The sequence below is a fragment of the Paenibacillus sp. NPDC058071 genome, from assembly GCF_042885235.1.
Taxonomy (GTDB): domain Bacteria; phylum Bacillota; class Bacilli; order Paenibacillales; family Paenibacillaceae; genus Pristimantibacillus.
Genome location: NZ_JBHVSK010000029.1, coordinates 1 through 22,193 on the forward strand (window position 1 = coordinate 1; position 22,193 = coordinate 22,193).

A 22,193-nucleotide genomic window follows, 5' to 3' on the forward strand; every position below is an offset into this window, starting at 1 on the left:
AAGTCCGCTCGACTTGCATGTATTAGGCACGCCGCCAGCGTTCGTCCTGAGCCAGGATCAAACTCTCCATTAAAGAGTTTCCTGTTGTCAGCCGAGGCTGACTGGGAAATCTCTGGTGTTTGACTTGCTCAATCTTTTTATCGCTTTTCCATTAATCCGTTAGGATTAACAGGGCAGTTTCGCTCGTTGTTCAGTTTTCAAAGAACAATCTTTTTCGACAACGCAGATTATCTTATCACACTCGTTATCTCGATGCAAGCTTTATTTTTCAACTTGTTTCGAGCTTCGAAAGCTCTCTGCAGGCTTGTCCATTTTGCTTGTCTCGCCGACCGTTTCTCTCGGCCGGAATTAGAATATATCATATCCCAATAGGATAGTGCAAGTCTTTTTTTAAAATTATTTTAAACCGCTACTTTAAATGCTTCAAAGCTTCCTTCCTGCTTAGCGGCGACAACGCTGTATCCTCGACAAATCGGCGAACTGCATTCTCATCGGTCTTGGCATATTCCCGCAGTGCCCAGCCAATTGCCTTGCGTATAAAGAACTCATTCTCCTCTTTGCATCTGTCTATATAAGCAAACAGCTTCGCCGTATCGGTCTTCTCTTTATATTTGAGCTGATAGAGGAGAGCAGTTCTCCTCAACCACATCGAATCGGATTCGATCCAACGCGAGGTATAGGCATCCACAGCATCAGGATAGCGTACAAAATAAGTACCGACTAGCCGTGAAGCGATCAAATCGACAGTATCCCACCAGCTCTTGTCCGTTACCAATAACTCCAGCACATCGACATGTCCTCGCTCCGCTTTCTTTGCATGCTTGTCCAGCAGTTCGATCGCTGTGTACTGAAACTCGCGTTCCGGCAGCCGCCACAAAGCTAACGCCGTCTCAACAAGCTGCTCGCCTTTCGGTACACCTAGCTCTTTCCAAATCGATCTGGCTAATGCGGTCCGCTCTGGACCTCTAATCCCTAGAAAAGGGAAGAGATTACGCATATATGCCTCCATAGCAGACGCTTGTTCCGCATCCGCCTGCTCCCGAAAGCGCTCTTCCAGCCATTCGGCTTCCTTCGTCATATACGCTCTTCTCCTTCTCGCCAGTTAAAATGATCTTTCTGTTTACTGCTCCACGCCAAACACGAAGCGCTCGATAGCAGCGAACCTTTCTTCGTTCATGGGCGTGGAATTATCGAAATGGAGCACATCAGTCGAGGACACCGGCCAAGCCAGCTCCCTCCGGACCAAACTACGGCTGAATTCGTCCCAATGCGCGAGCTTCCACTCGTCAAGCTTCAAACCTCTTATCTCGATTCGCTGCCTATAGAGACTTTCGTCCGTCAAATGAACAAGCACAACCTTTACCTCTACGTCTTCCCGCGACATAGCGGCCGCAGCAAGCTCCCTGTCAATCCAGTCTGGATCGGCTATTTCCTTCGTAAACGGGCCAATAACGATCGCATCCGTTCCCACGGTGACATTCTCGAGAGCCGCATCCATCGTTATCCGGTAGCCCAGATCGCGACAGAGCACTTTGTATTCAGCGGAGTCCCGGTCGTCCGGGTCCAGTCCGGCAACCGTCATAATCGTTTTCGCCGCTGGCCTTAGCATCGTATCCATATCAAAAACGGCCATTCCCCGCTTTGCCGCCAGCCTCTTGGCGATCGTGGTCTTCCCGGCACCCGCTCCGCCTACAAAAAACACCAGCTTACGCATCGTTTCTTGTCACCGCCTCTTTTATTAAACAGGCTTATCGCCTTGCTGAAGTTTCATCCATACTGTCTTATTGCTGTACTTACGCTCACTGCTGACGTCAGGACCAAACCACTCAGGCACATCAAAAGCAACGGCTTCCGCCTCCGATTCAAATTCCACCTCAAGTACCGTCAGCTCGATTTGATCGTAACGATCGATTTCGACAGTACGCTCGCCCCATTGCGCAGTGATGCGGTCTTTTGTTAGCGGGATTGCACCGAACGCATCGGCGACTTGCTGGTAGATGCTTTCGGAGATTTCGTACTCAATTTCCTCGCGCACCAAGCCATTCCCTTTTTTAAACGTATGCGTGTAAGTGACCTCTCCGGATTCCCGATCGGTAATCTTCCGAATGCGAAGCTCCTGCTTGCTGTCGATCGCCAAATAAGTCTGCTCGATCCGCTGCTCCGAAAGCACCTTTAATCCACCTGCCTCGATAACGAAATCTACTGACCCGGCAGGCATAAATTTTCTTTCGACTTCCAAAGCCACGTCCCTCATCTCCTTCAACTAAACTTTCATTATTGTACAAAAACGGCAGCCTTTTTACCACTTTGCTTACCTGATTCTCAGCCCGGCTGAAACTATCCGACTCTATAATCTACTCCTGCTTTCTCATAGGATAAAGCTTGTCCTTTCAAATCGCAGCAATTCAGGGGGAGCATAGGCCAACTATCTGCTCACAAAAACGGCCCGCGCTCCCCGTCGTATAATTCATCAGCCCTTTGAATATTCCACGGTATTTACTGCTCCGCTATAACTCCTGTATATCGTTAGCCTCAGCTAATTTACCCTTTGAGGGCGGCAGGCTTTCTTTATTTGTCCTTCGTGAATACCGGCCGTTCAATACAGAGTTGGAGTGCTTGAGCAATCGATTTAGTTTTTTACGTCGTCCGTCCGTTAACTTTTTATCACTCCGGAGCAGTTCGTCTCTTATAACAATGACCCTCATCCTGCGGCCCGCTCCCCGCTCCTCGATGGTTGTCGAGAGACAGTTAACTTGATCGATAACGGCTCTTCCCTTATCGTCCTTCCGCACATCGACCTCGACAATGACACCGCTCTGGGTATAGATATTGCCCCGCAAGCGCGTACATACAAAGTTCCCCATTGAATAGATAACAAATTTCCGATCGCTCTTCAGTTTTGCCGGCTGCAGCACATGCGGATGAGAGCCAAGAACGAGATTAGCCCCATGCTTAAACATCAGCCGGACTAGCCGCTGCTGCCGCTTATTCGGACTGTGCCGGTATTCTTCGCCAAAATGCGGATAGACAATAATAAAGTCAGCCTTCCGCTTCATCGCTCGTAAATCACGAATAATGTCTTTTTCCCAAAGCCGGCGTATCATCCACTGCTTGCCGGAAGGCACAGGGTTCCGATTCGTTCCCGTCGTATACGAAAGAATTCCGATGGAGAAGTCGCCCACTTTCCGTACGAGGTACTTTCGCGAATCGTCGCGAGTCCTGTAGGTCCCTGTATGCGCGATGCCGTTCTGGTCCAACACGCGCAGCGTTCTCATCAGCCCTTTAACCCCGTAATCGAGACAGTGATTATTGGCCGTCACGAGCACGTCGAATCCAGCTTTCTTTAATGTGCCTGCAAAAGAATCCGGGCATGTAAAACGAGGGCCGATCGAACCTGCACTTCGTCCTTTGACGACGCCGCTCGCAAAATTCGTCTCCAAGTTGCCGATCGCCAGATCGGCTTTCTTCAAATAAGGGGATACGTTTTCGAACAACGTATCGAAGCGATATGTCCCGTCCGACTGCCGGGAACCGGCGATCATTTTAGGCTTCGCCATCAAATCTCCAACCGCGGCAATACGGATCTTCCCCATAAAACTCCCTCCATTCGTCTATGTACACTATGTTGAGAACGGCGCGTCTGACACTATAAGGACGAGTGCTGAGGGAAGGCAGATCACTAATCGAGCTTTACAGACCCGTCTATGTTATACTGCATTCCATAATGCTTAAGCTGAAGGAGTCTATTTATGAAAATTTACGTTATTCTTTCTTTTCACGAAGACGGTATGGACAATGTATACGTCGGAACGGACGAGGAAAAGGCGCTTAGCTTTACTCCTGCCGACTTCGAGTCATGCGACGCTCTATTCGTTGAGATCTGGGAGGACGGAGAGAAAATCGACGATTACCGTCTGGAAACCGAATAGCGTTTTAACAGCAAAAAAAAGCCCGGCGCTTCATTTCGAAGCTAACCGGGCTTTCGCCGTATATGCGATGCTTTATTTTATTGAAGATTCGATAACGGGAGTGAGCTGTTCCAGCGTACGCAGTACGTGATCCAGCAGATCCGGGATATCGTTCATTTGATCCTCGTTGATTTTTCGGTTAAAGCGAAGCTCTGCCGCATTTCGATAGAGGATGTTCTCCTGTCCGTACGAAAAGCTTAGCGTCTGCTCAAGCGGATGCTCAGGCTGCCAAACCGTTTGAATGACCTGTTCGACCTGCTTGCACTGTTCATGTACATTCACAATTGGCATATCAAAGACGATACGCAATTCGCAGGCGGGAGCAGCGCCTTCCTTATCAAGCAGTTCCGCCGCCAAATCGGCCAGAGACGCAGTCAGCACCATATCTGCGCTCACTTCGCTTGCATCCGCCAGCGTAAACCGTATGGCAAAATATCTGGACATTACCGCCATATCCAAACGATCCGTTCGGTTCGTGATCCGAATCAGACCGTCCAAATTATCAAGATCATACACCTGGTTCTCGATTGCGACCTTCAAATTATCGAATACGGTTGGATCGAACAGCATTTCGCGTCTCCTCTCCGCCGTGCGCGATCGGCATGCTTTTTTCTCATCTCATTGTGACACGGAATATCATGAAAGACAAATCGAGAATTTTCAAATACCGCTGAAAAAAAAGCAGGCTAGCGGCAACGGGCCGCTAGCCTGTAAAAGTTATATATCAATAGGGGGGTCATGTGTTTATAATAACCCGCCGACATGAAGGAAAGATGAAAGGAACATTACATTCTTATTACAAAATATTATTAAGGTGAAACATTTAATCTACGATAAGAATGCGCGGAGAGGTATTTCCTATAAGTTTGGACGATAGCAGGCTTCCCAAACTCGCAGCCGCCACGATCAATAATATAGCGCCTGCGATCATCCATCCATTCGGAATAATTGGCAGCCTCTCGATACCGTATCCGTTAAGCAGCGACTGCAGAACGATTGGCAAAAGATAAATGCCCGCCGCGGCGCCAATCGCCGCGCCGATCGCGGCTAATGCTGCTGTGCCCGTCAAAATCGATCCTCGGATTCTGCCTGCGGTCAAACCGATTGTCCGATAGACGCCGTAGGTTCGGCTTTCTTTTACAATCGCGATTCGGCTGATACCGTAAATGATGAGAAACATAACGGCTCCGAACAGTACGCTTAAGCTGCCGAGCGGAATGAACAGAATGGCCGAGGCTTCATTATAAACGGAATTAAGCAGCGTCTCCTGCGTCAACGCGTCGGCAGAGGCAGCAAATTCGGCTTTCCATTTTTCCGCCATATGAGACGCCGCGGCAGGGTCGGCCAATGTTACATAGGCTAGTTCGACTACATCATAAGACGGATCAAAAGCTTGCGCAGCATCAATCGTCATTCGAGAGGAATAGGACATGTTGGCAATGGCCTGATAAATGCCCGTCACCGTCAGCGTCCGCTTCTTGCCCTTCAAATAAACCTCCACCGTATCGCCGACCTCTTTATTCAGCTTGCGGGCCGCATTCATTCCAAGCGCAATTTCATTTTTATTTACTGGATGCTTTCCTCTAAGTACGGCGAAGCCCGCTTCTTCAAAGCTGCCTTCCAGTATGTTCGTATTTAAGTTCATTGTGGTTCCGCCTGCGGCAACAACGCTGCTTGCATTGCTCTGGAAGGCGACATGCAGCACGCCGGAATCCGCTTTCGCTGCTTTGGCAAAAGCCTCTTTCGAGAAGAGCGAGGGATTGTTGACCTCGACGACGACCTGGGCAGAGTCATATCCCCACAGCGGCGCCGTTTGCTTAATTGAAACAATGCTGTTGAGCAGCAAGGAACCGAACACGAGAACAGCTGCAGCGGCTGCGGCCATCAGCGGCAGCAGCAGGGTGGTCCCTCCGCCTTTGCGGGCATGCCGCCATGCGAGCACCGCAGAGACGGGAAAGCGGTCAAACATCGAACTGCGGCTAGCCACTCCCGTTCGAATGGCAAGCTTACCGCTCTCACGTTCGGACATCCCGTAACGGATCGCTTGCGCAGGCTGTACAAGCCGGCCTTTGGAAGCGTAGATGTACACAAGAATTAGAACGACAAGCCACGTCAGCAAGCCGATCGCCGCCGTCTCGGGTCCAACATAATCCGCCATTCGATTATCGCTCAGCTTCAGGAACGATTGGGAAGCGTTCAGCACAACCGACGATAGCATTCCTCCTATTACTAATCCCGGAACGATGCCTAGCGCGGCAAGGATCGAATACTGAAGCAGAAAAGCGCTGTTTATCGTCGCCGACGTCAAGCCGATTGATTTATAAATACCGATCGTGCGATAGTTGGACAGAATCGCATCGGATATCGTATGTCCGATCGTAAATAACGCAATAACCAGCATAACTATTCCGAGAAAAACGGTCACGAAGCCAACAATACGATTCATAATGAGATAGAAGGAGGAGATCTCTTCAAATTCCTGCCTTTGTTCCAGATAAGGCACGCCAAACTCGTGCTCGAACCGTTCCCAGTAGACGGCTTGCTTGCCATAATCGTCGTAACGCAGCCCGAGCATATAGCGGTCCTCTCCCGGCTGAGACTGCAGCTTCGCGGCATAATCGGATTCGTTCATCCAAACTCTCGCGCTCACAGTAAAGGGGGCCCCGTACGGAATGTCGATCACGACCCCGGAAACCGTCAAGGAGAACTCCTCGCCGCCTATCCCAAACCGCAGCTCATCTCCCGTCTTAATGCCGTGCGGATAGGCAAGAGACGTCGGAATCCAGATCGTACCCGGCGGAGGCTGGGTACTGCCTTCTCCTTGGGCAAATAAAAAGCGGTCTACGTCAAACGGCATGTCAGGCGTACTCATCATAAATAGAAAGACGTTCAGCAAATCCTTGTCTTGATAAGCGATAGCGGATAGATTGCGATACGGAATCAGCGGCGTCGTCTGAACGCCTTCCTGTGAAGCCCACCACTCGTGGAGCCGCCAAGGATTGTGAAGCCCTTCACCTAACGTCAGCATTTGATGAGAGCCTTTTGTCTCTTCATGCCGCATAGTAAACAGCCGATCGTTGCTTGCAAGCACGTTAGCCGCCGTTGACAGCAGCAGCGTTGACAGCAGAATCAGCATAACAGCCAATCCATTCTGAAGCTTCCTCGTTCGCAGCGCTGCGAGGCACAGCGTCCAAGCGGCCGTCACAGCTGCTCCTTGCGGGTCATGAAGTTAAAGATGGCGCTCTCCCGCTCGGCGGCGTTCTGTTCAGCATACTTGCCAAAATCCAGTATGCCGTTAACTCTCCCGTCTCTTATGACAATTAGACGGTCAGCTCTGCTCGCCGCTTTCATATCATGCGTCACCATCACAACCGTCTGGCCGCCGCGATTCAAGCGAGTCAAAATATCGAGCACCGCGATGCCATGCTCATAGTTTAAGCTTCCGGTCGGCTCGTCCGCGAACACGACATCTGGGGTGTTGATCAGCGCTCTTGCAATAGCCGCCCGCTGCTGCTGGCCGCCCGATACTTGCGAAGGAAGCCGTTTCTGCTGAGCCTCGATGGAAAGCTCCTTGAGCAACTCCAGCGCCATGCGCTTCAATTCTTTCTTATCCGCTCCGGCAGCGTAGCCTGGCAGTGCAACATTATCGATCAACGTCAAATCGGGCACCAGATGAATCCCTTGATAAATCATTCCGGCATGCTTCGAACGGAACGACGCCATTTCCTTTTCGCCGAACTCGGACATTTTCCGACCTTTGAAAATAACTTCTCCTGTCGTCGCGGAATCCAAGCCGCTCAACAAATAGAGCAAGGTCGATTTACCGGACCCGGATTCTCCCATAATAACCGTGAAGTCTCCCTCGTAGATATCTAGATCGACATTGCGGATCGCATGATATTGCTCCGTCCCGGTCATGTAGGTTTTGCATAAATGCTTAGCTTGAATAATCGTGCTTCTGGACAATGTACAGCCCCCTCTCTCACTTGGTTACGGCTTTAGTGTAAAGGGCCGATCTTTATAGCTGTTTATCAAATTATGAATAAATGCTTACATCCTTTGGCTCAAAAGCGAAATCAGTGCTTGACTATAAGTGAGGGAAAACGCTGCAGGTCAGAGGGTTCTTCCGATCGCCATTAAAGCCTGATTCCTTTCATTTGATAGTTGTCTGCGGTAGGAATCATGCTTTAAAAGCGACCACTATCGTTTCTCCAGAATCCCTCTGACCCTCCGCTGCTCTCTCCTATGCGTCAAGCACTGATTTTAAGTTTGAGCCCCTTTTTCAGCATAGCGGGATGGCGAAACGAAAAACCGTGCCTTCTCCCTTTCGGCTCCGAAAGGTGATTTCTCCGCCGTGCGCTTCAATAATATGTTTGCAGATCGACAGGCCCAGTCCTTCGCCTTCCCGGCTAAGACCGGACCTTCCCTGGTAATAACGTTCGAAGATGAATGGCATATCCTGTGGATCGATTCCTTCGCCATTGTCTTCTACGGTCAATTCCAACCAATTGCGGTCGTCCCTGCGTGCTTCGCAGACATCAACGACGATTTCGTCCCCCGCTTTCGTATGCTTCAAGGCATTGGCGATAAGATTGGAAACGACCTGTTCCAGCCGCACCGCATCGGCTTTGATCAGCACATTTGGAACGGAAGATGGCCCGGTGAAGACGACGCCGGATAGGGACGCGTAATGCGCGATAGGCGGAAGCATTCGCGTAAACAGCTCGCCGCTATACTGCTCGACGGGCCGGACGGCGATCTGTCCCAGCTCTTTAAGCGCATGAACAAGCAGATCATCGATCAGCAGCGCCATTTTGTCCGTGGCCGTATGGATAACGTCCATGTAAGCCATGACTGCCGGCATATCCGGACATACCCCTGCTCGAATCGCCTCAATATAAGTGCGGACGGTCGTCAGCGGCGTCTTGAGGTCATGCGAAATATTCGAAACCAATTCTTTTTGCGCTCGTTCATGCTTGTTACGGCTGCGTTGGTAGTGCTCCAGCTCCAGCCTCATTTGATCAAATACGGCGTACAGTTCGCCGATCTCATCGACTTCGACATGCTCCGCCTTTCGAGAGTAATCGCCATTCAATATAGCTTCGGCATGCACCTTCAGCGTTTGGACTGGCTTGAGCGCGCCGTCTCGCATACGGCGGTGAAGAAATAGTAAGACGGTCAGCACTCCTAGACTTGCCATGAGCATTGACGCAATGGCGACCACGGATGCCGTATCCACCTCTTTATTCGAATGCAGAATATCACTAGGGAAGCCAAAGATGGCATGCCCCGTTTGCAAACCCGACGTCTCGCCGATAATCGGAAAAGCGATGCGGGAAACATTCGGCTCTGCCTTGGAGGCATACCAATCGTAATGAAGAGTCGAACGCAAATCGATTCGCGGCGCCGAGACCTCCGTCGAGAATGCAACCGTACCGTCGAGAAGAGCGACGGTTAACGAAACACCCTGCCGCTCGGCCATAGACGCCAGTCTTAAACTTGTATCCTCATGATAGAGTCCTAAACTCTCGTCCCGCTCCAACTCCACCATAATATCGCTTACCGCAACCCGGGCGGTGTTCACAAAAGGCCTAGCTTGATCACGATCTCCGTTTGATCCTTTCGCGGCTAAGTAAAGTCCAGCCGACGCAGCAATCACCAAACAGACGACAGCTGCAGCAATCATCCTTTTTATATAACTATCGATCGTCATGACCGCCTCCGCGCTCGCGTTCCTGATGCTCTGTGCTGAATTTATATCCGACGCCCCACACCGTTTTCAAATAAACCGGGTTGGAAGGATCACGCTCCAGCTTTTCCCGCAGTCTGCGGATGTAGACCGAAATCGTATTTTCGTCGCCGTATTCCGCATACCCCCAAACGGCATCGAGCAGCTGGCTTTTCGTAAAAACGCGGTTCGGGTGATCGGTTAAATGAAACAACAGTTCAAACTCCTTGGCTGACATACTGATGTCTCTGCCCCGGACCGTTACTCGATATCCTTGCTTATCAATGAACAGCTCCCCGAAGCTTCGCCATTGCTCCTGCTGATCCGGCGTCTGCGCGGCAGGACGAAGAGTATCTTGTCTGCGCAAATGTGCATGAATGCGCGCAACCAGCTCGCTTAGCGAGAACGGCTTCGTCATATAATCGTCCGCCCCAAAGCCGAGTCCAAGCACTTTATCGGTATCGCTCCCTCTCGCGCTCAGCAGCAGAATCGGCGTCGCAACCGCGTCGCGAATCTGACGGCAAAGCGCAATACCGTCGCCGTCCGGAAGCATAATGTCGAGGATAATAAAATCGGGCCGCTCTTCGTTGATAAGCCGTTGTCCAGTTGCGGCGTCGGCGGCGGCCATCGCCTCAAAGCCGCTGATCGTTAAATAATCCGTCACAACGCGGCTAATATCTTGCTCGTCTTCTATAATAAGAATCTTCTTCTTTTGCAAGCTCATGATTTGGGTATCCTTTCGGTGAAGTCGGCCGTTGCTCGCTCTTGCAAGCGGACAAATCTGGCGGCAGTGCTCAATGCCGCAGCGGCCTACTATTCTCTATGCTTTGAGCTACTCTTTTCGACAAAACCTCGCATCATTCCTTTAATATGGAAAACGGAGAAATCTAATGGCGGTAATAAAAAAAGCAAGCCCGCTTCGCATCCTCTTCGAAGATGCAAGTGTCGGCCTGCTTTGTTTTTTCGATTTGAATATTATTTCGATACACTCAACTGCCAAGAAACGCCAAACTGATCCTGCACCCAGCCGAATTTCGAGCTGACGGGCGTTTCCTCGGCTGGCATAAGCCCTTGTCCGTTCTGCGCCAGCTTCACGAATGCCGAATGAGCTCGGGTTACCATAATCGAATAGTCGTCTCAAGTTCGGAAAGCAGCAGGCGTAACAGAAGAAGCTTGGCTGCGGCGATAAGCCCAATGATTCGTTGGTCCGTGTCCTCCGCCAATCGTTATTCCGTCTTCAATAGCCGCCTGGATGAAAGCTTTTGCTTCGGTCATCGCCGCATGCACGCTCAGTCCTTTTGCGAGCCCGGCTGTTAAAGCGGCAGAGTATGTGCAGCCCGTTCCGTGCGTTCGCGCCGTCGCGACCCTTTTGCCGGAAAGCTCGGAGAAGTGAGCGCCGTCGAACAGCAGATCGACCGCCTCTTCCCCCTCGTCGTGTCCGCCCTTGATGATGACATACTTTGCACCGAAACCTGCCAGCCTTCTGGCCGCCTCTTGTTTATCCTCGTAGCTTCGGATAGCGACGCCAGACAGCTTCTCCGCCTCCGGCAAATTAGGCGTAAGGACTGCGGTAAGCGGCAGCAGTTTGCGCGTCATAGCCGCGACCGCATCCTCCTGCAGCAGCGAAGCCCCGCCTTTCGCGATCATAACAGGATCGACAACGACGTTCGTCCATCCGAAATAGGAAATGGCCTCCGCTACCGTTTCAATCAGCTCGGCGCTGAACAGCATGCCCGTTTTCAACGCATCCACGCCGATATCGCTGCCAATGGCATGAATTTGCATCGATACTGCTTCCTTATCCAGCGGGAAAACGCCATGTACGCCCAACGTGTTTTGCGCCGTTATAGCCGTGAGCGCGGACATGCCGTACACGCCAAGCTCTTGAAATGTCTTCAAGTCGGCCTGAATGCCTGCTCCGCCTCCGCTGTCCGAACCTGCAATCGTAAGCGCTCTGGCCGGCTGCCGTGCTTCGGAATACATAGGATCATTCATCGATTATTCCTCCTTCTCCATATCAGTCAACGGAACAATTTCCATTAGTTGCTGGCTTTCCATCCTTATAAGCTGAATCGTTCGGGATCAAACGCGCTCATCCACTCGGGCAGCTCCGCCCCTTCGATGGCATCGGCCGCCAGCTTAGCTGTAACTGGGCTTAGCAAAATGCCGTTGCGGTAGTGGCCCGCCGCCAGCATAACCCGCTTCGACTCGCTCAGCTGGCCAAGCAGCGGATAGCCGTCCTGCGTCGAAGGGCGAAGACCCGCCCAGCGATGGAAGGGCGTCAAATCCGCAAGGCCGAGAAAAGCTTGCCGGTTCCAATGGCGCAGCCGGTCGATGCCGCGCTCGGTTACCGACGTATCGAAGCCGGCCACATCCTCGGAAGCGCCGCAAACGAGGGTGCCGTTCGCTTTGGCGACCAGATAGCCTTGGCTTGTGAATACCATATGGCGAACTTCTCCCGCTTCCTGTCCGTAGGCGCATATTTGCCCGCGTATCGGATAGATCGGTATACGGATGCCGAACGTCTCCTCCAGCTCCTTCGCCCATGCTCCGCTGCATACGAGCAAGCGATCGCCTTCGAAGCGCCGCCCGTCCTTAGCGCGAACGACAACGGAATGCTCCCACTCCTCGACCGTCAGCGCTTCCAGCCGCTCGAATATCGCAACACCCGTCAGCTCGCACGCTTTCTCTAGCGCCCGCACGTAATCGGGCGCATAAACGTGGCTCTCCTCCGGCGTATACAAAGCGGCTTTCACATCCCGAGACAAAAGAGGCTCCGCTCGGAATAGCTCCTCCCCTTCCAGTATGCGTCCGGTGGAGCCGAACGCCCGCTGCCACAGCAGCCGTCCCTCCAGCGATAACCGGTCGGCGTCATGATACGCCGCATACAGACTCCCCGATTCGGTATATTCGAAGGTCTGCCCGGAGAGCGTCCTCACCTCGTCCTTCCAAGCCGGATACAAATTCAAGCTCCCTAGGCATAGCTTGAAAAAAGCGTCCGGCCCTTCCACATTTTCCGAGTAAGGGGCCAGCATCCCGGCTGCCGCGCCGGATGCCTGACCGCCGCAATCGACGATTTCGAGAAGCGTCACTTCATGCCCCCGCCTTCTCAGTTCGAGCGCGCATGACAAGCCGATGACTCCTCCGCCCATAACAACGATGCGATCTCCCATAACTTTACTACCAGCTTTCCTTAATTATTTGAAACGCGCTGCGCCCGTTTACTTTAGCTTTAATGAATTAAAGCCGCTGCTGGCCGACGCATATTTCTTCTTCTCAATCCGTCCGGACAAATAGGCCAGCCTGCCGGCTTCGATAGCAAGCTTCATCGCTTCGGCCATGCGCACCGGGTCTTTGGCTTTGGCGACCGGCGTATTCATGAGAACGCCAGATACGCCGAGCTCCATCGCCTGCGCGGCGTCGGCGACCGATCCCAAACCGGCGTCAACGATGATCGGAACATTCGCTTCCTCAACAATCAATCCGATGTGATATGGATTCAATAGGCCAAGCCCCGTTCCGATCGGAGCCGCACCAGGCATGACCGCAGCCGCACCGGCCTCCTCCAGCCGTTTGCACAGCACCGGGTCATCGGATGTATAGGGCAGTACCGTGAAGCCTTCCTTCACTAATATTTCCGTCGCCTTTAACGTTTCGATCGGGTCGGGCAGCAGCGTCCGCTCGTTCGCACTGATCTCTACTTTGATCCAATCGCTAAGTCCGGAAGCTCGGGCAAGCCTCGCGATGCGCACAGCTTCTTCGGCCGTGCTAGCTCCAGACGTGTTCGGCAAATAACGGAAACCGCCTTCTTGTACGTGCTGAAGGATGGAGTCGTCCTCCGACCGATCCAATTGAATACGCCTGATCGCAAAAGTCAGCACTTCCGCTCCCGACGCTTTAATCGCTTCTTGCTGAATATATGGATTCGGAAAGAGTCCGGTTCCGATAAAAAAGCGGGACGAAAGCTCCTGTCCTCCAATTCGCAGTGTATCGCGCTTCATAACGGTCAACCCCCTCCCACAAATTGAACAAGCTCGATAACCATGCCTTCTCTCGTTTCGGCAGCGGCCCATTGCTCTTGCCGTAAAACCACGCCGTCCGCTTCGACGATAACCGGCTTGCCTGCAAGCCCGAAATGCTCAATGATATCGGCGATGCACTTGGCTTCCAGTATCCGATTTTCTCCGTTTATCGTTAGCTGCATCCTGTTTAGCCCCGCCCTTCCAGCTTGCTTAAAAATGATCGGCAGATCGCTGCAGGGTCCCTGCTGCCGACGATTTCGCTGACTGCGCAAATACGGGTCGCCCCCGCCGCTATTACTTCATCTATGTTGCTCAGCTTGATGCCGCCAATGGCGACGAACGGAATGCGAATCCGCTCGACTACTTCGCGGACGTAAGCCACAGTGACGGGATCGACAACGTCTACCTTCGTCTTAGTCGGAAAAACCGGACCGACGCCGATATAATCGGCGCCTTGTTCCTCGGCCAGCAGCGCTTCGCCAATCGCATGCGTCGAGATGCCGATGATTTTATCGCCGACCAGCTTGCGGGCTTCGGCAAGCGGCAGATCCCCTTGGCCGAGATGAATCCCGTCAGCGTCAACTTCCAAAGCAATATCGATATAATCGTTGACGATAAACGTGACGCCGTACTTGCGCGTTAACTCCCGCAGCGCCAGCGCTTTCTGGAGCACTTCCTCGCGGCCGCTCGTTTTGTCGCGCAGCTGGATAATGTCGGCTCCGCCCTTTATCGCCTCTTCCATGACCTCAAGCAATTCGCGTCCCGGATGAAACTGCTCACCGGTGATCGCATATAATCGAAAATCTTTCATGCCGTCTCTCCTCCTTTTGATCGCTTATGATTACGATCCGATGTAGCGGGCATATATTGTTTTGGCTCGAACAATATCGTCCGTCCCTTGAACAAGAACCCGTCCGTCGGGGAATAACACGAGCCGCTCGCCTTCCGTCAGCTGCACCCGCAGCAAATAAGCGTTCTGTTCGACATTTGCAGCGACGGGCTCCAATCTCTCGCGCCATTGGTCTAGCTTAAGCGGTCCTTTCCCCGCAATTTGCACGGTGCTTCTTCCGCATAGCGAAACGGCCGAATCCGCTTCTGTCGCTTGCAGCGCCGGATACTCCTTCAACTGGCAGCAAGGGCAGTCTGCAGCCGGCTCCCCCAGCTTCATCTCGAAGTGATGGTTGTGCCATAGATCAAACGTTACGAGCTTGGTGCGGCGGGCTTCCGCTGCACCGACCAAATATTTAAGCGCTTCGACCGCTTGATACGAGGCAACGATATCGACAACTGGCGCAATAACGCCTATCGTGTCGCAGGTCTGGCCGCCATTGTCTGCCGATTGGATAAAACAGCGCAAACACGGCGTCTCCCCAGGCACCAGCATCGCGCTCATGCCGCGCGAACTGACGGCCCCCCCGTATGCGAACGGAATGCCTTTGCGGAAGCAAGCGTCGTTGAGCAAAAACCGGGTCTCGAAATTATCCGTTCCGTCCAGCGCCATATCGATACCGTCTAACAGTTCTTCAATATTGCGAACCGTCGCATCCGCTACTATCGCTTCGATTATGACGTCCGAATTGATGCGCTTCAGCTTCCGTTCCGCAGCGATTGCCTTCGGATAGCCTTGCTCGGCATCCTCCTCGTCGTACAGCATCTGTCTTTGCAAATTGGACCGCTCGACATAATCGCGGTCGACGATCCGTACAAGCCCGACCCCGGCTCTTACGAGATGGTTCGCCAGCACCGTGCCAAGCGCTCCCATGCCGATTATGCAAACGGCGCTTTCCGCCAGCTTACGCTGTCCTGCCTCGCCAATCGGCGTGAACCGCATTTGTCTGGAATAGCGTTCATCCATCTCTATCAGCCTCCTAGAATGAGCGGAATGCTTCCTCCGCTTTAATCGGTTTACTGAGCAGTCCTTGGCGGTCCAGCCATTCAATGACCGAGTTCCATGAGTCAAGCGACTGGCTGCCGAACGGCTCGCTTCCCGCGTTCATAAGCGGAAGAAGAACGCCGAGACTCGCTTTCTCGATCTCGGGGTCGAGCGGGAACATTTCATTTTGCTTATTCAGCAGCACCTGGAGCGCTTCATCCGGGTTGTTTTCCGTATAAGCCTGGCCTTTGGCCGCCGCGCGAATAAATTTGGCGATGGCGCCGGCTTTCTGTTCCGCCCCGCTCTCGCTTGCCGTCAGCACAAGCTCATAATAATCCGGCACGCCGTAATCGACGGGATTGAACGTGCGCAGCTTGACACCTTCCTTTTCCAGCAGCAGCTTCTCATGGTTGATATAGCCGCCGATAATCGCGTCCACCTGTCCTGTCGACATCGCCGGAATAAGATCCCAACCGACATCCGTAAACCGCAGCTTCTCTTGATCGCTGCCATCGGCTTCCGCCATCGTGCGGACATAGGCTTCGTATAAAGGAATCGAAGGATAGCCGATTTTACGGCCGATCAGATCGCTAGGCCGTTCAATGCCGGAAGACTCTGTCGCGAACAATTGATTCAATGGATGGCGAACGATTGCCGCAACCGAAACAACGGGAATGTCCTCCGACCGGGATACCGCAACCTGCATCTGGTAGCTTAACGCCAAATCCGCCTTGCCTGCGGCAACCAGCTTTAACGCATCATTCGTATCAGCAGGCGTTTGCAGCTTGACTTTCAGCCCTTCTTCGGCAAAATAGCCTTGCTCCTCAGCTGCATATAAAAAGGTATGTACCGCGTTTGGATACCAGTCCAGCAATACAGTCAATTCCTCCGGCGGCGTACCGCTGCCGGCGTTCGCCTTATCGGCCGGCTCTTTGCCGGAGCATCCTGCCAGCAGGAGAATTATGATAGAAACATATAAAATAGCTTTGCTTGGAGCGTTTATTTTAATATTCATTTTTATTTTCCTTTCTAGGTTAATTAATAGAAATCAGCGCTTTGAGAGGGAACGCTGCGGGACAGATGGTTCTTCCGATCGCCGTTAAAGCCCGATTCCTTTATTCGATGATCGTTTGCTGTAGGAATCGTGCTTTAAAAGCGACCACTTCGTTTCTCCAGAATCCCTCTGACCCTTCGCTATTCTCTTCGCTTCTCTTAAGCAATGATTTTAAGATTTGATCGTTTTCCTCGATTCGTTATTCTTCGTCTACTCGAGTACGGTTGCCGCAAACGAACCGTTCGATCGTTTGAACGGTTAGAAAGAGCAGCAGGCCCATCGCTGAAAGCAGCATTACTCCCGCGAAAACGTCGTCTCCGCGCAGCATGCCGGAAGCCCGTTTCGTGTAGACGCCGAGCCCCGCTTCACCGCCCAGCCATTCGCCCAGCGTCGCGCCACCCACGCTAATTGCCGCCGCCATCTTGAGGCCGGTAAAAAACTGCGGCAGCGCCGACGGCAGCTTCCACTTCAGAAACAACGCCCGTCTGCCCGCTCCCATCGATTGCATCATTTCTCCGATATCCGGATCTGCCGAGCGGAAGCCGCCGGCCGCATTCATTGCAATTGGGAAAAAGGTGAACAAGATGACGACTGCCACTTTACTGCCCGTCTCGTAGCCAAACCACAGCACCATGATGGGCGATAAGGCGATAATCGGTATCGTCTGGGAAGCGATGAGCAGCGGATACAGCATTTTGGCGGCCAGTTTCGAGCCGTCAATCCAAAGCGCTACAGCCGTCCCAGCGACTGCGGATATGGCAAGGCCGACCAGCGCCTCGTGCAAGGTGACGAGAAAATGCTTGCCCAGCAGCCCGGCGTTTGCCCAAACTGCTTCGAGCACCCTCGACAGTCTCGGCAAAATATAATGCGGAATGCCGAACAGAGGAGGAAGCGTCTCCCACATGACGGCCAATACTATCAGCAAGACGGGCAGCGGCCATTGCCGAAGAATGCGCGCGCTCATCGTTCCCCTCCTGCTAAGCCGGCATCGAGCCGTCCGAGCGCTGTCATTATTTGCCGCTTAGATGCAGCAAATCTTTCGTCAACGAGCGTCTCGTAGGATCTTGGTCTCGGCAGCCTGATCTCAATCGGCTCCATGACGGATACCGGCGAAGCGCCTGCGACAAGCACCCTGTCGGACAGAAGGAGCGCTTCGTCCATATCGTGGGTAATAAAAAGCACGGTTTTGCGGCGCTTCTCCCAAATCTGAATCAGCCACTGCTGCATGCTCGTACGGGTCATCGCGTCTAAAGCGCTGAACGGCTCGTCAAGCAGCAGCAGATCGGCTCCTCCGAGCAGCGAACGCAGAAACGAAACCCGCTGCCGCATGCCGCCCGACAGCTCGTGCGGATATTGATTTTCCGTCCCGGCAAGACCGAGCTCAGGCAGCAGCGCCAGCGCTTGCCTTCTGGCATCCCGCTTGGAGACGCCTTGCAGCTCCAGACCGAGCGCTGCGTTGTCCAGTACGGTCCGCCAAGGCATCAAGCTGTCGCGCTGCGGCATATAGCCGATCCTTGCTTTGCCTTCCGCGGCTTTGCCTGAAATACTGCCGCCTGACACCGTCTCGCCGCCGAATGCAATCGTTCCAGCCTGCGGCTGCAACAGACCGGCAAGCAGCCGGAACAGTGTCGTCTTGCCCGCGCCGCTGGCCGCTACCAGACTGACGAATTCGCCTTCGGCTATCGTCAAATTCAGATCTTCAAAGAGAGGCTTTCGACCAGGAAAGCCGAAGGTCAATCCGCGTATTTCCAAGGCAGGCCGCTTTTCCGAATGTGAATCCGGCTCAATCGGAACGGACGCCAGGCTCATACCGGCCATTCCTCCTGGACATAGGCCATCTGCCAAAACATATATTCCAGCTTCGAAGCAGTGACGAAGTGGCCGATCAGCCGCTCCCGCTCCGGTTCAGACAGCCCTTCAGCCAAACGGTCCATCAAATCGATGGTCCATTCGGTCAGCTCTCCGAATTCTGTGGAGCTGTACATCGCCACCCATTCGCCGAACAGCGGATGCGTAAGCCTCTCCGGCAATTCCGCCAGCTTGACCCCGATTTCCCGGTAGCTCCACATGCACGGCAGCACGGCGGAAACGACGTCGGCGAGCGAGCCTTGCGCGGCGACGTTAAGCAAGTAGCCCGTATAAGCCGTCGTCGTCGGAGAAGGCTTCGTGCCTTCCAACTCCTCGCGCGATACACCGAACTTCGCCGCATACTGCCGGTGAAGTTCCATCTCCGTATTCAGCGTAGAATAGGAGAGCGCCGACATTTTGGCGATCGTGTCCAGATCGGTCGCCTTCACGCTGCCGTACGCGAACATTTTGGCGTAATCGATCAAGTAGACGTAGTCCTGTTTCAAGTAATAAACGAATCGCTCAGCGCTTAACGACCCTTCCCCAAGCTCCTTCAAAAACGGGTGCTCATGACTTTTTTGCCATATCTCTCCCGCTGCTTTGTACAATCGGGCGCTGAACCGCCCCGTTTTGCTTTCTGCTGTTATTGCTTTCATTTTCCCCGCTCCTTTGCCCCTTTTTTCCAAGCAAGCGAAGGCGGAACATATCCTTTTTTTAACCGAATGAAACAAAAAAAGCCATTCGAGAATAGACGAATGGCTTTGCACATGCAAAGTTCGATATGTTCTCTACGCCAGCATTACCTGGTTCAGATTAACGGTCAGGCAAACAAGTTGCCTATCTCAGCCGGACTTCATCCAGCCCCCGTACTCTTATGATATTACCAACACTATAACGGATAAAAAAGGAATAGGCAATACTGCTTCTTTCTCGGCGAGCATTGCCGTTCGGTTTATGCAAGACGGTGAAATGCAGCCAAATCGCGCGCAATTTGCGCCCTTTCCGCCAAACCGTTGCTATCGCCGGACAGACGAAAAAGCGCGTCCATCCGCTCCAGAGCCAGCAAAGCGCCTCTCTTGAGAGCAGGACGAACAACGCCTTCAATTTTAATCTGACCAAGCGCCGAAGCTATCAGCACCCGGTCGTTTGCGAGCAGCAGCTCGGCGTTGCTCTGACGGTCCAAACGTGGACCGTTAAGCAGTTTTGCCACATCGCTTTCTGCAACCTGCAAAGGCGGAACATAGAATAGATCCCAATCCCTCTCCAAAAGCAATTGCGGAAAATCGTCGCTGACTGCGCCGTGTCCCCATCTCAGGTACAGTTCCTCCAGCGCCCGAAGCGTACCGGCTCCTTCAGGACTGCCGAATGGTGAATGAGCATGGTTCCAATCGCTATAAATCGTATGGCGAAAATGACGCTTGAATTGCGGATGCGGCGCTTCCTCCTGGCCGATTTCCATGGCGCTGCCTAGATACAAACGCCGATCATCCTCTAGCGAAACGAACAAGGAGATTTCCTCCAGGTAGCCTTTCTTCAGCTTTTGCGCAATAATCCGTTCAGCCTGCCGTTCGCATTCTTCTGCCGAGCGAAACCATTTCGTCAGCGACCGTCCGCCGGTGCCGATTCTGCCGAAGTAGACGGTGTACGAAGCGCCGCTCCGTTCGATCCGCCAAAATTTGTTCGACCTTTCGTTCTGGCATACGAAAGACCGCATTAGTCTTCCTGCTTCTCCTCAGCAAGCGCTCCAGCCTCTTGCAGCGTGTGCTTCTCGGATGCTTCTTGATTTGCAGCCGCTTGCGGGTCAAACGCAAGCTGTTTGGAGGCTTGCTTCTGAGGCTGCTGCTTTCCTTCCGGTTGCTGCTTAGCCGATGTTTGCTTTTCAGGCGTCTGTTTCTCGTTTCCTTGTGTCTTGCTGTCGCCTGATTTGTTTTTGCTGAATACCCTTTTGGCGCTTTTCTTCTTCGCCGCCTTATCCCAACGACTCCAGCCTTTCTTGCCCGTTCCTCTGCCGATACCTTTCGCCTTGCTCATGCTATCACTCCAGCCGATAAATTCTTGGTCTCCGTTGCATTGTACCAATCGTCCGCCTATCCGGCAAATGATAACTCCATTTTAACGTCTAACTGGAATAAAGCGGGAGACGGGCGGCACAATAGTCGATGTAGGAAACTATTAGCAAAAAGGGAGTTTGGTATGAACAAGCACTCATGGAATCAGTCCTTAGAACACTATTTACAGCAAACCGCCAGCGAAAGTCCAACTCCCGGCGGAGGCAGTACGGCGGCACTGGCCGCCGCACTGGGAGCCGCGCTTGCGACGATGGCCGGGAAGCTTTCCTTCTGCAGCGCCGAGGAAGGATGCAATGTCCCGCCATTGGAGTTAGCCGTTGAAAAAATGACCAAGCTGCGCCCCCGCTTCGAACAGCTCTTCGCCGAAGATATGGAAGCATTCGAAACCTATCTCGAAGCACTCAAACTCGGACGCACCGGCCGCGAAGAGGAGGTGCTGCGCAAGCAGGCCGTTCAACTCGCCGCCATCCGCGCTGTCGATGTTCCGCTGGCACTCATGGATACGTGCAGAAGCGGTCTTGCAATCGCCGTCTCAGTCGTCGAACATGTGCGCCGGGACGTGCTTTCGGATCTGGGGTCAGGCATACTGCTGCTCGAGACGGCAGCGCTGTCGGCCCAGCTTACAGCCGACATTAATTTGCGTGCGATCGACGATCCGGAAATCCGTCTTCAATATGCCTTAAAGACGGCCCGTCTGGCCGATGAGATAACCGCTTTGCGCAATGGTGCGATTGAAGACATCCGCTGCCGGATCGCATCCGCTTCGATTTAGCTGCTAATCTGCTGTGCTGCGCAGCTCCGCTACCCGATAAAGGGGCTGTCTCAAAAACATGTCACTGCGTCCCCTTTGTCCGGGACGGTATTTTTGCGGCGCTAGCTTGCTTGCTGTTGCGAAATTAGGAATAACTGCAAAAAGGCAGTTATTTTGCTCCTCTGAATTCGAATGAGAGAAATAAATGCCAAAACGCAGTTATTGAGCGCGGTATGAACGGAAATGTCAGGTGAACGCTTGGAATAACTGCAAAAAAGCAGTTATCTTCGCTTCCTTCAGTCAAAATCGAGGAAATAAATGCTAAAAGGCAGTTATTTCGGCTCGTGGGTACAACCGAAGAGTTTAGAGCCCTGCAACCAAAGGGTTTAGAGCCGTACAACCGAAGAGTTTAGAGCCGTGCAACCGATAGTGTTAGAATCGATCAGGTCAGTCCGATCTAAGCTAGCCTCGTCTGCGCGCGGTGCCATCGCGGCACGCGGTGCTCGGTGCTCGGTGCTCGGTGCTCGGTCACACGACGGCGGTCAAACCTCGTTAAGAAATCGTACGATTAATATTGGCCATAAAAAACATCCCGCCCCACATTAAACTGGGAGACCGGATGTTTTACTTGCTATATTGGGACTTCTCGTTCCTTGGTTGTTTGCTTGCTATATTGGCTCTTCTCGTTGCGTGGTTGTTTTGCTTGCTATATTGGCTCTTCTCGTTGCGTGGTTGTTTTGCTTGCTATATTGGGTCTTCTCGTTCCGTGCCACCTTTTGAGACAGCCTCTTCGTATTATTAGGTCAACCAGAGATTACTGGTTGGCCTAATTTAATGGTCGTTTTATGATGGCGGTAGCCGGGAGAACGTGACAGCCTCT

General features: G+C 52.8%; 24 protein-coding genes, 1 rRNA gene and 1 riboswitch. Of the genes, 2 read left to right on the forward strand and 23 right to left on the reverse strand.

What is annotated here, in order from left to right; translation table 11 throughout:
- The 5 genes from ACFVTB_RS27195 to ACFVTB_RS27215 all read right to left on the reverse strand — a co-directional run.
- A 16S ribosomal RNA gene (locus ACFVTB_RS27195) occupies positions 1-73 on the reverse strand; the annotation flags it as partial.
- A 336-nt stretch (positions 74-409) separates the two neighbouring features.
- On the reverse strand, positions 410-1,078 hold the full coding sequence (locus ACFVTB_RS27200; RefSeq protein WP_387756469.1) for a DNA alkylation repair protein: 669 nt from the start codon (positions 1,076-1,078) through the stop codon (positions 410-412).
- A 42-nt stretch (positions 1,079-1,120) separates the two neighbouring features.
- Positions 1,121-1,714: a P-loop nucleotide/nucleoside kinase family protein gene (locus ACFVTB_RS27205; RefSeq protein ID WP_387756471.1), complete on the reverse strand. Its 594-nt coding sequence runs from the start codon at positions 1,712-1,714 to the stop codon at positions 1,121-1,123.
- A 24-nt stretch (positions 1,715-1,738) separates the two neighbouring features.
- Entirely contained in the window at positions 1,739-2,245 is a 507-nt protein-coding gene (locus tag ACFVTB_RS27210) for a CYTH domain-containing protein (RefSeq protein ID WP_387756473.1), read from the reverse strand.
- A gap of 262 nt (positions 2,246-2,507) precedes the next feature.
- Complete coding sequence (locus ACFVTB_RS27215) at positions 2,508-3,593, reverse strand: CapA family protein (RefSeq protein WP_387756475.1); 1,086 nt, start codon at positions 3,591-3,593, stop codon at positions 2,508-2,510.
- A 156-nt stretch (positions 3,594-3,749) separates the two neighbouring features.
- On the opposite strand from ACFVTB_RS27215, the gene ACFVTB_RS27220 reads away from it, so the two are divergent.
- Positions 3,750-3,929 carry a hypothetical protein gene (locus ACFVTB_RS27220; RefSeq protein WP_387756476.1) on the forward strand — a complete coding sequence of 60 codons (180 nt, stop codon included), beginning with the start codon at positions 3,750-3,752 and terminating at the stop codon, positions 3,927-3,929.
- 72 nt (positions 3,930-4,001) lie between these two features.
- On the opposite strand, the gene ACFVTB_RS27225 is transcribed toward ACFVTB_RS27220, so the two are convergent.
- The 18 genes from ACFVTB_RS27225 to ACFVTB_RS27310 all read right to left on the reverse strand — a co-directional run bounded on the left by ACFVTB_RS27225 (position 4,002) and on the right by ACFVTB_RS27310 (position 20,524).
- Positions 4,002-4,538 carry a hypothetical protein gene (locus tag ACFVTB_RS27225; RefSeq protein ID WP_387756478.1) on the reverse strand — a complete coding sequence of 179 codons (537 nt, stop codon included), beginning with the start codon at positions 4,536-4,538 and terminating at the stop codon, positions 4,002-4,004.
- A gap of 253 nt (positions 4,539-4,791) precedes the next feature.
- Complete coding sequence (locus tag ACFVTB_RS27230; RefSeq protein WP_387756480.1) at positions 4,792-7,173, reverse strand: ABC transporter permease; 2,382 nt, start codon at positions 7,171-7,173, stop codon at positions 4,792-4,794.
- Positions 7,170-7,934, reverse strand: a complete 765-nt coding sequence (locus ACFVTB_RS27235; RefSeq protein WP_387756482.1) for an ABC transporter ATP-binding protein — start codon at positions 7,932-7,934, stop codon at positions 7,170-7,172. Before ACFVTB_RS27235 ends, ACFVTB_RS27230 begins: the two co-directional genes overlap by 4 nt.
- A gap of 316 nt (positions 7,935-8,250) precedes the next feature.
- Positions 8,251-9,681, reverse strand: coding sequence for a sensor histidine kinase (locus ACFVTB_RS27240; protein ID WP_387756484.1), 1,431 nt, complete (start codon positions 9,679-9,681; stop codon positions 8,251-8,253).
- Complete coding sequence (locus tag ACFVTB_RS27245; protein ID WP_387756486.1) at positions 9,668-10,420, reverse strand: response regulator transcription factor; 753 nt, start codon at positions 10,418-10,420, stop codon at positions 9,668-9,670. Before ACFVTB_RS27245 ends, ACFVTB_RS27240 begins: the two co-directional genes overlap by 14 nt.
- A gap of 251 nt (positions 10,421-10,671) precedes the next feature.
- Positions 10,672-10,818, reverse strand: a complete 147-nt coding sequence (locus tag ACFVTB_RS27250; RefSeq protein ID WP_387756488.1) for a VOC family protein — start codon at positions 10,816-10,818, stop codon at positions 10,672-10,674.
- 15 nt (positions 10,819-10,833) lie between these two features.
- Entirely contained in the window at positions 10,834-11,691 is an 858-nt protein-coding gene (gene thiD, locus ACFVTB_RS27255; protein ID WP_387756490.1) for a bifunctional hydroxymethylpyrimidine kinase/phosphomethylpyrimidine kinase, read from the reverse strand.
- A gap of 65 nt (positions 11,692-11,756) precedes the next feature.
- Entirely contained in the window at positions 11,757-12,869 is a 1,113-nt protein-coding gene (gene thiO / locus ACFVTB_RS27260; RefSeq protein WP_387756492.1) for a glycine oxidase ThiO, read from the reverse strand.
- A 48-nt stretch (positions 12,870-12,917) separates the two neighbouring features.
- Positions 12,918-13,697, reverse strand: coding sequence for a thiazole synthase (locus ACFVTB_RS27265; protein WP_387756494.1), 780 nt, complete (start codon positions 13,695-13,697; stop codon positions 12,918-12,920).
- Between the two features lie 5 nt (positions 13,698-13,702).
- Entirely contained in the window at positions 13,703-13,900 is a 198-nt protein-coding gene (gene thiS, locus ACFVTB_RS27270; protein ID WP_387756496.1) for a sulfur carrier protein ThiS, read from the reverse strand.
- Positions 13,901-13,905: 5 nt separating this feature from the next.
- The gene (gene thiE, locus ACFVTB_RS27275; protein WP_387756498.1) at positions 13,906-14,529 is read right to left on the reverse strand and encodes a thiamine phosphate synthase; all 624 of its coding nucleotides are present in this window, start codon (positions 14,527-14,529) and stop codon (positions 13,906-13,908) included.
- Between the two features lie 30 nt (positions 14,530-14,559).
- Entirely contained in the window at positions 14,560-15,573 is a 1,014-nt protein-coding gene (locus tag ACFVTB_RS27280) for a ThiF family adenylyltransferase (RefSeq protein WP_387756500.1), read from the reverse strand.
- A gap of 13 nt (positions 15,574-15,586) precedes the next feature.
- On the reverse strand, positions 15,587-16,606 hold the full coding sequence (locus tag ACFVTB_RS27285; protein ID WP_387756502.1) for an ABC transporter substrate-binding protein: 1,020 nt from the start codon (positions 16,604-16,606) through the stop codon (positions 15,587-15,589).
- Positions 16,607-16,844: 238 nt separating this feature from the next.
- On the reverse strand, positions 16,845-17,609 hold the full coding sequence (locus tag ACFVTB_RS27290) for an ABC transporter permease (RefSeq protein WP_387756504.1): 765 nt from the start codon (positions 17,607-17,609) through the stop codon (positions 16,845-16,847).
- Entirely contained in the window at positions 17,606-18,454 is an 849-nt protein-coding gene (locus tag ACFVTB_RS27295; protein WP_387756506.1) for an ABC transporter ATP-binding protein, read from the reverse strand. The genes ACFVTB_RS27290 and ACFVTB_RS27295 overlap by 4 nt, the downstream gene beginning before the upstream one ends.
- Positions 18,451-19,149: a thiaminase II gene (gene tenA / locus ACFVTB_RS27300; RefSeq protein WP_387756508.1), complete on the reverse strand. Its 699-nt coding sequence runs from the start codon at positions 19,147-19,149 to the stop codon at positions 18,451-18,453. Before tenA ends, ACFVTB_RS27295 begins: the two co-directional genes overlap by 4 nt.
- A gap of 112 nt (positions 19,150-19,261) precedes the next feature.
- Positions 19,262-19,371: riboswitch (TPP riboswitch) on the reverse strand.
- Positions 19,372-19,445: 74 nt separating this feature from the next.
- Positions 19,446-20,207, reverse strand: coding sequence for a WGR domain-containing protein (locus ACFVTB_RS27305; protein ID WP_387756510.1), 762 nt, complete (start codon positions 20,205-20,207; stop codon positions 19,446-19,448).
- Positions 20,207-20,524, reverse strand: coding sequence for a DUF3934 family protein (locus tag ACFVTB_RS27310; protein WP_387756512.1), 318 nt, complete (start codon positions 20,522-20,524; stop codon positions 20,207-20,209). The genes ACFVTB_RS27305 and ACFVTB_RS27310 overlap by 1 nt, the downstream gene beginning before the upstream one ends.
- Positions 20,525-20,686: 162 nt before the next feature.
- On the opposite strand from ACFVTB_RS27310, the gene ACFVTB_RS27315 reads away from it, so the two are divergent.
- Positions 20,687-21,334, forward strand: a complete 648-nt coding sequence (locus ACFVTB_RS27315) for a cyclodeaminase/cyclohydrolase family protein (RefSeq protein ID WP_387756514.1) — start codon at positions 20,687-20,689, stop codon at positions 21,332-21,334.
- Positions 21,335-22,193: the final 859 nt, after the last annotated feature.